The sequence below is a fragment of the Mycobacterium zoologicum genome (genome assembly GCF_020181635.2).
Lineage (GTDB): Bacteria > Actinomycetota > Actinomycetes > Mycobacteriales > Mycobacteriaceae > Mycobacterium > Mycobacterium zoologicum.
Genome location: NZ_JAYJJS010000002.1, coordinates 130,845 through 139,953, shown reverse-complemented (window position 1 = coordinate 139,953; position 9,109 = coordinate 130,845). Strand labels below are relative to the sequence as shown.

The following is a 9,109-nucleotide window of genomic DNA, read 5'->3' as shown; positions in this document are numbered from 1 at the left end:
TCACAGGGGATTCGATGGTAGCTGTACTAGGTTCGGCGAGCATGAATCTGAAACTGATCACTGCCGGGATGGCGGTCGCAGCCGGTATCGGCGCCGCTGTCGGGGGAACGTTGGTGGTTGCGGCGCCGGCTTTCGCCACGCCGGGCGTGCCCGCTCCGCTGGATCCGGCCCCGCCGGCACAGCCGGTGCCCTCCGGCGCTGCCCTGCCCACCACCGGTGAGGTGGCCGGCATGCTCACCAGGCTCAGCGATGCCGGGATCGGCTACAAGGAGAAGGGTGACCTGGTCGAGAACGGCATCACCCAGGAAGAGGGCCACGGCCTCGACCATGAGCTGCGCAAGGCCTACCGCGACGGCGAGCTGCCCTATGACTTCAATGTGCTCAACGTCGTGTCGACCGGCGATGGCCAGGCACTGGCTAACGTGACGATTGCCGGCCCCAAGATGCCGGCGCCGCAGACCGTCCCGCTCAAGCTGGTCGACCAGGGCAGCTGGGTGCTGTCGCACGACTCGGCAACGCAGCTGATGCAGGTGCTTTCCCAGGGCTGACGTCTACCGGCTCAGCCGGGCGAACATGGGCTTCTGCGCTTTGTAGAGCCTGGGGAATTCGGCGAACAACCGGTCGTAGACGGCGCGGTTGGCGGCGTCGGGCTCGAAGACGCCGTCGAGCGGGATCAGCTCCCGCAACGAGGCACGGTCCAACTCGCCCATGCCGATGCCGGCGAACAGTGCCGCCCCGCGCAACTGTGCGTTGAGCGGGTCGGCGACTCGTTCGCAGGTACGGCCGGTCACGTCGGCGATGATCTGGCACCACAGATCCGAGCGTGCTCCGCCGCCGACGATCCGGATCGGTCCGGCGTTGTCGCAGAACCGGTTCACGCAGTCGAGCAGCCAGCGGCTGTTGTAGGCCACCCCCTCAAGCACTGCGCGCACCAGATCGGCGCGGGTGGTGTCCAGCGACAGGTTGTGGAATCCGCCGCGTGCGTTGCGGTCGTCGATGGGGGAGTGTTCGCCCTTGAGCCAGGGGGTGAAGATCACCCCGTTGGAACCGGCCGGAGCACCGGCGGCCAGGGCGGTCAGGGCGTCATAGTCGAGATCGTCGAAGATGTTGTCGCGCAACCACTGCAATGCGCGGCCCGCGGTGTCCTGATTGTTGACCAGCAGGTAGGTCGACGGGTCGAGGCCGGGCACCGTGGCCAGTTGGTGGAACACATCGGTCTTCTTGGCCCGCGCCACACAGCCGATCCATGACGTCGTACTGATGGTCAGGTGCAGCTCGCCCGGCCGGACCGCGCCCGACCCCACCGCTGCGCTGTGCAGGTCCGGGGTGCCGGTAACCACCTGCGCCGCAGGCGAAATGCCCAGCTCGGCGGCGACCTGCCGCGTCACCGTCGCGATGATCGAACCGGTCGGAACCAGCGGCGGCAGCTTCGACCGGTCGACACCGGACTGGCGTACCAGCACGTCGTCGTAGTCGAGCGCACCCGGGTTACGGTTGTCGGTCAGCCAGGCGCCCATCATCGACGCGCCTGAGGCGGCAGCCCGTCCGGTGAAGCGCATGCTCAGGTAGTCGACCGGCTCCATGAGCCAGTCGGCGGCGTCGAACACCGCCCGATCACCGTGCCGCAGGTGCAGCATGTGCCCGACCGGGTCGTCGCCGCTGGCACTGGGGATTCCCCCGTTTCGGCGGATCCAGCTCAGCAGTGCCCGCAGCCGATAGCCCTGCAATCGGCCGCCGAATGCCTTGCGGCTGTAGGGCGCTCCGCGGGTGTCCATCCACATCACACACGGGCCGACCGGGCGGCCGTCGGCGCCGACGGGAACCGTGCTGGCCCACTGTCCGGTGATCGACACCCCGGCGACTTGATCGCCCTGCACGCCGCTTTCGACGAGCCCGCGCCGGGTGGTGTCGCGGATGATCTCCCACCACAGTCCGGCATCCTGCGTCGCCGACCCGCCCGGACCGTACTGCGTGGGCACGTCCACGAGATCCGACCACAGCACCGTGCCGTCCAGCGCGACGAATCCGACCTTCGGACCGCCGGTGCCGAGGTCGACGGCCAGAACGACACGATCGGTCATACCGGCGGCAACGACTGCTGGGTGTCGAGCATCCGCTCCATGAACAGTTCGATGAACTGTGCTGCCTCGTCGGTCATTCCGCCCGGGATGCCCCCGTAGATCGCGGCGCTGATCGGCGCCTCGCCGGCCGCAGTCTTCTTCCTGGCGTACTCGACCGCGTCGTCGAGGTCGGCGGCGAACGCCTCCGCCACGCCGGGCTGGGTCTGCGGCCGGGTGACCGCCATGTGGATGGCGTTGGGGTATTGCTGGCCGTTGAAGCGCCAGCCCTTGGGCTTCATCGCGTCGGCGACGTGATAGATGTCGAACTCGTCGGAGCGGAAGCTGAAGCAGAACGTCGGTGAGCCCAGGATCTTCAGCTCGGGGTGGCTGCGCACGGCGTCCTGCATGGTGAACGCGGTCTCCAGGATGGCCTGGGCGTAGCCGCGGTAGCCCTCACGTCCCAGCTGCACCATCGACGCCCACGCGGCGGCGATCAGACCACCCGATCGGGAACCCTCGATACCCGGCGAATGATATTTGCCCCCAGACCATTCCGGCAGATAGAAGTACTGCGCGTTGCGATAGGCCTTGTCGCGGAACAGCAGTGTGGAGGCGCCCTTCAACGCGTAGCCGTACTTGTGGTTGTCCGCGGAGATGCTGGTGACGCCGGGCACCCGGAAGTCGAAGAGCGGAACGTCATAACCCAGCTCCTGGGCGAACGGCAGCACGAAACCGCCCAAACAGCCGTCGACGTGCAAGCCCACCCCGCGTTGCAACGCGAGCTCACCCAGCTCGGGAATCGGGTCGACCGTGCCGTAGCCGTAGTTGCAGGCCGAGCCCATGATCGCAATGGTGTTCTCGTCGATGTTGTTCGCCACCCAGTCGACGTCGACCTGAGTCGTCACCGGATCGATGGGCGCACGGCGCAATTCGATGCCGAACAGGTGACAACCCTTGTCGAATGCCGGGTGGCCGGTCTCGGGCTTGATGAAGTTGGGCCGGGTGATGCCCCGGTGCGCCGCGGCGTGGTCGCGGTAGGCCAGCAGCGCGTGGATGATGCTGCCCGTTCCCCCGGTGGTGACCATGCCGACCGGCTCGGTGTCGGTGACCGCGTCGGCGTGCATCAGATCCAGGGCCATCGCGATCACCTCACCCTCGAATTTCGTTGCGGACGGGCAGATGTCGCGTTGCAGTACATTCACGTGAGCGAACAGCCCGAACGCCTCGTCGAGGAAGCGGTAGTGCTCGTGGTCACCGCAGTACATGGTTCCCGACACCTTGCCGGTCTCCCAGGTGGGATCTTCGGCGGCGGCCATCTGACGCAGTTCGGCCAATACCTCGTCGCGCGGTCGGCCCTTCTCGGGCAGTACCCGGTTGACGGTGAATCGATCCGTGTAGGGGAAATCGGACATGGCGTCGGCGCAACCTCCATCTCAGGTGACTCCCCACGGTGGGGGCTGTCGCGGTGCAGTTCATGGTTCCCGACTGCAAACCCAGGCTCACAAACGGCACCGGAGAACTCCAACACCAATTCAACCCGGTATTGACTCGAAAAAGGTGTAAACGCAGGTAGACGCCTAGAATACGACGATATCGGTACGGCGGCGGTATGTGACACTGGCACCGGCGGCATTCCGGCGGCTCTGGGAGGGGTGACGTGACCACCTACACGCAGACCCTGGCCGGTACCTCCTACCAGTTCGACGGGCTGATCGACCTGCTGGCCAAGGCCACCCCGCAGCGCTCCGGTGACGAGCTGGCCGGTTGCGCCGCCGTCGGAGACGCCGAACGCGCGGCGGCGCAGTGGGCGCTCGCCGACGTGCCGCTGGACACCTTCCTCAATGACCTTGTGGTGCCGTACGAAACCGACGAGGTGACCCGGCTGATCATCGATCGCCACGACCGCGAGAGCTACCGGGCGGTGTCGCACCTGACCGTCGGCGGGTTGCGGGACTGGTTGCTGGAGGTGGTGGCCACCCCCGCGGCGGCGGACACGCTGCGGCGCCTGGCCCCGGGACTGACACCCGAGATGGTCGCTGCCGTCAGCAAGCTCATGCGCAATCAGGACCTCATTGCGGTGGCTCGCGCCGTCCCGGTGACCAGCGCGTTCCGCACCACCCTGGGCCTACCGGGTCGGCTGGCCACCCGACTGCAGCCCAACCACCCCACCGACGATCCCAAAGGCGTAGCCGCGGCGACACTCGACGGGCTGCTGCACGGCTGCGGTGACGCGGTGATCGGCATCAACCCCGCCACCGACTCGCCAAGTGCCACAGCCGATCTGCTGCATCTGCTCGATGACATCCGGTTGCGCTATGAGATCCCGACCCAATCCTGCGTGCTCGCCCACGTCACCACCACCATCGACCTGATCGGCCGGGGTGCGCCGGTCGATCTGGTGTTTCAGTCGATCGCCGGCACCGAAGGCGCCAACCGTGGCTTCGGGGTGAACCTCGACCTACTGCGCACCGCACACGACGCCGGGCGCTCGCTGCGGCGCGGCACGGTCGGCGACGACGTGATGTATTTCGAGACCGGCCAGGGCTCGGCGCTGAGCGCGCACGCCCACCTGGGCACCGGCGGCCGGCCGGTGGACCAGCAGACCCTGGAGGCCCGGGCGTACGCGGTGGCAAGGGAATTCGCGCCGCTGCTGGTCAACACCGTCGTCGGGTTCATCGGACCGGAATACCTCTACGACGGCAAGCAGATCATCCGGGCCGGGCTCGAAGATCACTTCTGCGGCAAGCTGCTCGGCCTGCCGATGGGTGTCGACGTCTGCTACACCAACCACGCCGAGGCCGACCAGGACGACGTGGACACCCTGCTCACGCTGCTCGGGGTGGCCGGCTGCAACTTCGTGATCACCGTGCCCGGCGCCGATGATGTGATGCTGGGCTACCAGAGCATGTCCTTCCACGACGCGCTGTACGCGCGGGCGGTGCTGGGACTGCGTCCGGCGCCGGAATTCGAGGACTGGCTGCAGGGCATCGGTATCGCCGACGAATCCGGGCGGGTGCTGCCGACCGCGGTGGAGGGCTCCCCGCTGCGATCCCTGGCGGCCCCGCCGTGAGCGACATGGCTCCCAGACCCGTTGAGCCCGAAGATATCTGGCAGGAGCTGCGCCGTCATACCCAGGCGCGGATCGGGCTGGGCCGGGCCGGTGATGCGCAACCGACCCGCAGCGTGCTGGAATTCCGGGCGGCGCACGCCCTGGCCCGCGACGCGGTGCGCCGGCCGTTGGATGTCGACCACCTGGTGCGCGGCGTCGCCGGCCTGGGACTCGGTGAACCCGTCGTGGTGACCGGCCGGGCCACCGGCCGCCAGGAATACCTGCGCCGGCCCGATCTGGGCCGTCAACCCGCCGATCTCAGCCAAATACCGTGCAGCCGAGCAGAAGTGGGCATCGTGTTGTGCGACGGGCTCTCGTCGGCGGCACTGGCCGAGCACGGGGTGCCGCTGCTGCGAGCGCTGGCCGATGTCATCGGCGAACACCGCTCGATCGCGGCGCCGGTGATCGCCACCCGGGCCCGGGTGGCCCTCGGCGACCACATCGGTGCGGCGATGGGTGTCCAGACCGTGGTCGTGGTGATCGGTGAGCGGCCGGGGCTGTCGGTGGCGGCCAGCCTCGGGGTGTACCTGACGCACCTGCCGCGGCCCGGACGCACCGACGCAGAACGCAACTGCGTGTCCAACGTGCACCCCCCGGAAGGCCTCGGCTACATCGAAGCGGCCCGGGTCGTCGATGCCCTGATCGACGGCGCCCATCGGCTGGGCCGCTCGGGCGTCGAACTCAAGGCCGGACCGGGACCGGACCGGCCGGTGATCGAAGGCCACGTGGCGCCCTGAGTCATAGCTACGATTCCTGCTCATCGACATCAACACGCGCAAGCTCCGACACTTCGTGCTGGTCGCCGAGGAGCTGCACTTCAGCCGGCCGCAACACCCGCAATGTCGCGCTGACCCCGGCCGGTGAGGTCTTCTTAGCAGGAGACCGTGCGGCGTATCGAGACTCGGCGGATCGCAACACCGTAAAATCGGGGTCTCCGGTCCGGACAATGAGGCGGGTAGCAGATGAGCGTGGCGGACGATCGTCGCTTCGAGGTGCTGCGGGCCATCGTCGCCGACTTCGTGGCCACCAAGGAGCCGATCGGCTCCAAGGCGCTGGTCGAGCGGCACAACCTCGGGGTTTCATCGGCCACTGTCCGCAATGACATGGCGGTGCTGGAAGCCGAGGGCTACATCGCCCAGCCCCACACCAGTTCCGGGCGGGTACCCACCGAGAAGGGCTACCGCGAGTTCGTCGACCGCATCGACGAGGTCAAGCCGCTGTCGAGCGCGGAGCGCCGGGCGATCCTGTCCTTCCTGGACTCCGGTGTCGACCTCGACGACGTACTGCGGCGTGCGGTGCGCACCCTGGCCCAGCTGACCCGGCAGGTGGCCGTCGTGCAGTACCCGACCCTGTCGGTGTCCACGGTGCGCCATCTCGAGGTGATCGCGCTGACCCCGGCGCGGTTGCTGCTGGTGGTGATCACCGACTCCGGACGAGTCGACCAGCGCATCGTCGAACTGGGGGACTCCATCGACGACGTCCAGCTCAGCCAGCTGCGGGAGCTGCTGGGCGCCGCGCTGGAGGGCAAACGGATCTCGGCGGCGTCCACCGCTGTCGCCGAACTCGCCGGGCACCTCGACGGGCGCAGCGGGCTTTCCCCCGGGCTGGCCAACGCTGTCGGACGGTCGGCGACGGTGCTGCTGGAATCGCTGGTAGAGCACCGCGAGGAACGTCTGCTGCTGGGCGGCACCGCCAACCTGACCCGCAACGCCGCCGACTTCGGCAGCTCGCTGCGTTCGGTGCTGGAGGTGCTCGAAGAGCAGGTCGTGGTGCTGCGGCTGCTCGCCGTGCAGCAGGAGGCCGGTAAAGTCACGGTGCGCATCGGTCACGAGACCGAGGCGCAGGAGATGGCCGGCGCCTCGATGGTGTCCACCGCCTACGGGTCGCAGGGCACCGTGTACGGGGGCATGGGGGTGCTGGGTCCCACCCGGATGGACTATCCGGGAACTATCGCCAGCGTCGCAGCAGTTGCGATGTATATCGGTGAAGTGCTCGGGGCCCGCTGACCTGCGGCCACCAGAGTTTTCAGACCAGAAGTGGGGAAGGTCAGGCGTGGCACGCGACTATTACGGGCTGCTGGGCGTCGATAAGGGCGTCGGCGACGCCGAACTCAAACGCGCTTACCGCAAGCTGGCGCGCAAATACCACCCCGACGTCAACCCCGACGAGGCCGCGCAGGCGAAGTTCAAGGAGATCAGCGCCGCCTATGAAGTGCTCTCCGACCCGGAGAAGCGCCGCATCGTCGACCTCGGCGGTGACCCGCTGGAGAGCGGCGGCATGGGAGCCGGGAACGGATTCGGCGGATTTGGGGGTCTCGGGGACGTCTTCGAGGCGTTCTTCGGCGGCGGCGCGACCTCCCGCGGCCCGATCGGCCGGGTCCGGCCGGGTTCGGACTCGCTGCTGCGGATGCGCCTGGACCTCACCGAGTGCGCCACCGGTGTCACCAAGCACGTCACCGTCGACACCGCGGTGCTCTGTGATCGCTGCCAGGGACGCGGCACCAACGGCGACTCCCGGCCCGCCGCCTGCGACACGTGCCACGGCCGCGGCGAGGTACAGAGCGTGCAACGCTCGCTGCTCGGCCAGGTGATGACGTCACGTCCCTGCCCGACCTGCCGCGGCGTCGGCGAGGTCATCCCGGATCCGTGCCACCAGTGCGCGGGCGACGGCCGGGTACGGGCGCGCCGCGAGATCGCGGTGAAGATCCCCGCCGGCGTCGGCGACGGGATGCGGGTCCGACTCTCCGCCCAGGGTGAGGTGGGCCCCGGCGGCGGGCCGGCCGGTGATCTCTACGTCGAGGTGCACGAGCAGACCCACGAGCTCTTTGCCCGCGACGGCGACGACCTGCACTGCCATGTCTCGGTGCCTATGGTCGACGCCGCCCTGGGCACCACGGTGTCCGTGGAGGCGATCCTGGACGGCGCCACCGACATCACCGTGCCCGCCGGCACTCAGCCGGGCGCGGTCATCGTGCTGCGCGGCCACGGAATGCCGGCGTTGCGGTCCGGGGCGCGTGGCGACCTGCACGCCCACATCGAGGTCGTGGTGCCCGATCGTCTCGACCACCACGACACCGAGCTGCTGCGCAAGTTCAAGGAGCACCGCGATCGTGAGGTCGCGCAGGTCCGCTCCGCTCACGCCCCGCACGGCGGCGGGCTGTTCAGCCGACTGCGCGAGACCTTCACCGGCCGCTGAGCCTTGGCCGGCCTGTTCTACGTCGGGGCACTGCCCGAAGTGGGTGGGGTGGCCGTCGTCGAGGGTGATGCCGGATTCCACGCCGCCACGGTGCGCCGGATCCGGCCCGGTGAGCATCTGACATTGGGGGATGGTGCCGGGGTGTTGGCTGACTGCCAGGTTGAGGAGGCCGGCCGCGACGGGCTGCGCGCCCGGGTCGTGGAACGCCGCGAGGTCGCCCCGCCCGCCCCGCCGGTCACGGTGGTGCAGGCCCTGCCCAAATCCGAACGCTCCGAGCTGGCGATCGAGCTGGCCACCGAGGCCGGCGCCGATGCCTTTATCGCCTGGCAGGCAGAGCGGTGTGTGGCCCGCTGGGACGGCCCGCGGGCCGACAAGGGACTGCGCCGGTGGGCCGCGGTGGCCCGGGCGGCCGCCGGGCAGTCCCGCCGGGCCTGGGTGCCGCCGGTGGACGGCGTGCTGGGCACCCCCGAGCTGGTGGCGTGGGTTCGCTCGCAGGTTTCCGCGGGCGCGACGGTGCTGGTGCTGCACGACGCGGCCGGCGCCGGGCTGCCCGACATGTCCGCCGCCCGGGCGGTGGCCCTGGTGGTGGGCCCGGAGGGTGGCATCACGCAGGCGGAGTTGACGGCGCTCACCGATGCCGGCGCCGTCGCCGCCCGGCTGGGCCCGACCGTGCTGCGTACCTCGACGGCGGCGGCGGTCGCGCTGGGGGCACTCGGGGTGCTGACGCCGCGCTGGGGCTGAGGCG

At 69.1% G+C, this 9,109-nt stretch carries 8 protein-coding genes; 6 read left to right on the top strand and 2 right to left on the bottom strand.

What is annotated here, in order from left to right:
• Positions 1–41 precede the first annotated feature (41 nt).
• Positions 42–548, top strand: a complete 507-nt coding sequence (locus K6T84_RS02215) for an MTB12 family secreted protein (protein ID WP_225401788.1) — start codon at positions 42–44, stop codon at positions 546–548.
• Between the two features lie 3 nt (positions 549–551).
• Here the strand turns inward: K6T84_RS02215 and K6T84_RS02210 are convergent, their stop codons facing one another.
• Positions 552–2,081 carry a xylulokinase gene (locus K6T84_RS02210; protein ID WP_224865259.1) on the bottom strand — a complete coding sequence of 510 codons (1,530 nt, stop codon included), beginning with the start codon at positions 2,079–2,081 and terminating at the stop codon, positions 552–554.
• On the bottom strand, positions 2,078–3,472 hold the full coding sequence (locus tag K6T84_RS02205; RefSeq protein ID WP_224865260.1) for a pyridoxal phosphate-dependent decarboxylase family protein: 1,395 nt from the start codon (positions 3,470–3,472) through the stop codon (positions 2,078–2,080). The genes K6T84_RS02210 and K6T84_RS02205 overlap by 4 nt, the downstream gene beginning before the upstream one ends.
• Before the next feature lie 245 nt (positions 3,473–3,717).
• On the opposite strand from K6T84_RS02205, the gene K6T84_RS02200 reads away from it, so the two are divergent.
• From K6T84_RS02200 to K6T84_RS02180, 5 genes are all read left to right on the top strand, one after another.
• Positions 3,718–5,130 carry an ethanolamine ammonia-lyase subunit EutB gene (locus K6T84_RS02200; protein ID WP_225401789.1) on the top strand — a complete coding sequence of 471 codons (1,413 nt, stop codon included), beginning with the start codon at positions 3,718–3,720 and terminating at the stop codon, positions 5,128–5,130.
• Between the two features lie 5 nt (positions 5,131–5,135).
• On the top strand, positions 5,136–5,906 hold the full coding sequence (eutC, locus tag K6T84_RS02195; protein ID WP_224865262.1) for an ethanolamine ammonia-lyase subunit EutC: 771 nt from the start codon (positions 5,136–5,138) through the stop codon (positions 5,904–5,906).
• A gap of 225 nt (positions 5,907–6,131) precedes the next feature.
• Positions 6,132–7,175 carry a heat-inducible transcriptional repressor HrcA gene (gene hrcA / locus K6T84_RS02190; protein ID WP_224865263.1) on the top strand — a complete coding sequence of 348 codons (1,044 nt, stop codon included), beginning with the start codon at positions 6,132–6,134 and terminating at the stop codon, positions 7,173–7,175.
• 46 nt (positions 7,176–7,221) lie between these two features.
• Positions 7,222–8,364 carry a molecular chaperone DnaJ gene (dnaJ, locus tag K6T84_RS02185; RefSeq protein WP_224865264.1) on the top strand — a complete coding sequence of 381 codons (1,143 nt, stop codon included), beginning with the start codon at positions 7,222–7,224 and terminating at the stop codon, positions 8,362–8,364.
• A gap of 3 nt (positions 8,365–8,367) precedes the next feature.
• The gene (locus K6T84_RS02180; protein ID WP_224865265.1) at positions 8,368–9,105 is read left to right on the top strand and encodes a 16S rRNA (uracil(1498)-N(3))-methyltransferase; all 738 of its coding nucleotides are present in this window, start codon (positions 8,368–8,370) and stop codon (positions 9,103–9,105) included.
• Positions 9,106–9,109 lie beyond the last annotated feature (4 nt).

Coding starts and splice junctions, on each gene's coding strand:
- K6T84_RS02215 (WP_225401788.1), top strand. CDS start 42: ATGAATCTGAAACTGATCACTGCCGGGATGGCGGTCGCAGCCGGTATC.
- K6T84_RS02210 (WP_224865259.1), bottom strand. CDS start 2,081: ATGACCGATCGTGTCGTTCTGGCCGTCGACCTCGGCACCGGCGGTCCG.
- K6T84_RS02205 (WP_224865260.1), bottom strand. CDS start 3,472: ATGTCCGATTTCCCCTACACGGATCGATTCACCGTCAACCGGGTACTG.
- eutC (WP_224865262.1), top strand. CDS start 5,136: ATGGCTCCCAGACCCGTTGAGCCCGAAGATATCTGGCAGGAGCTGCGC.
- hrcA (WP_224865263.1), top strand. CDS start 6,132: ATGAGCGTGGCGGACGATCGTCGCTTCGAGGTGCTGCGGGCCATCGTC.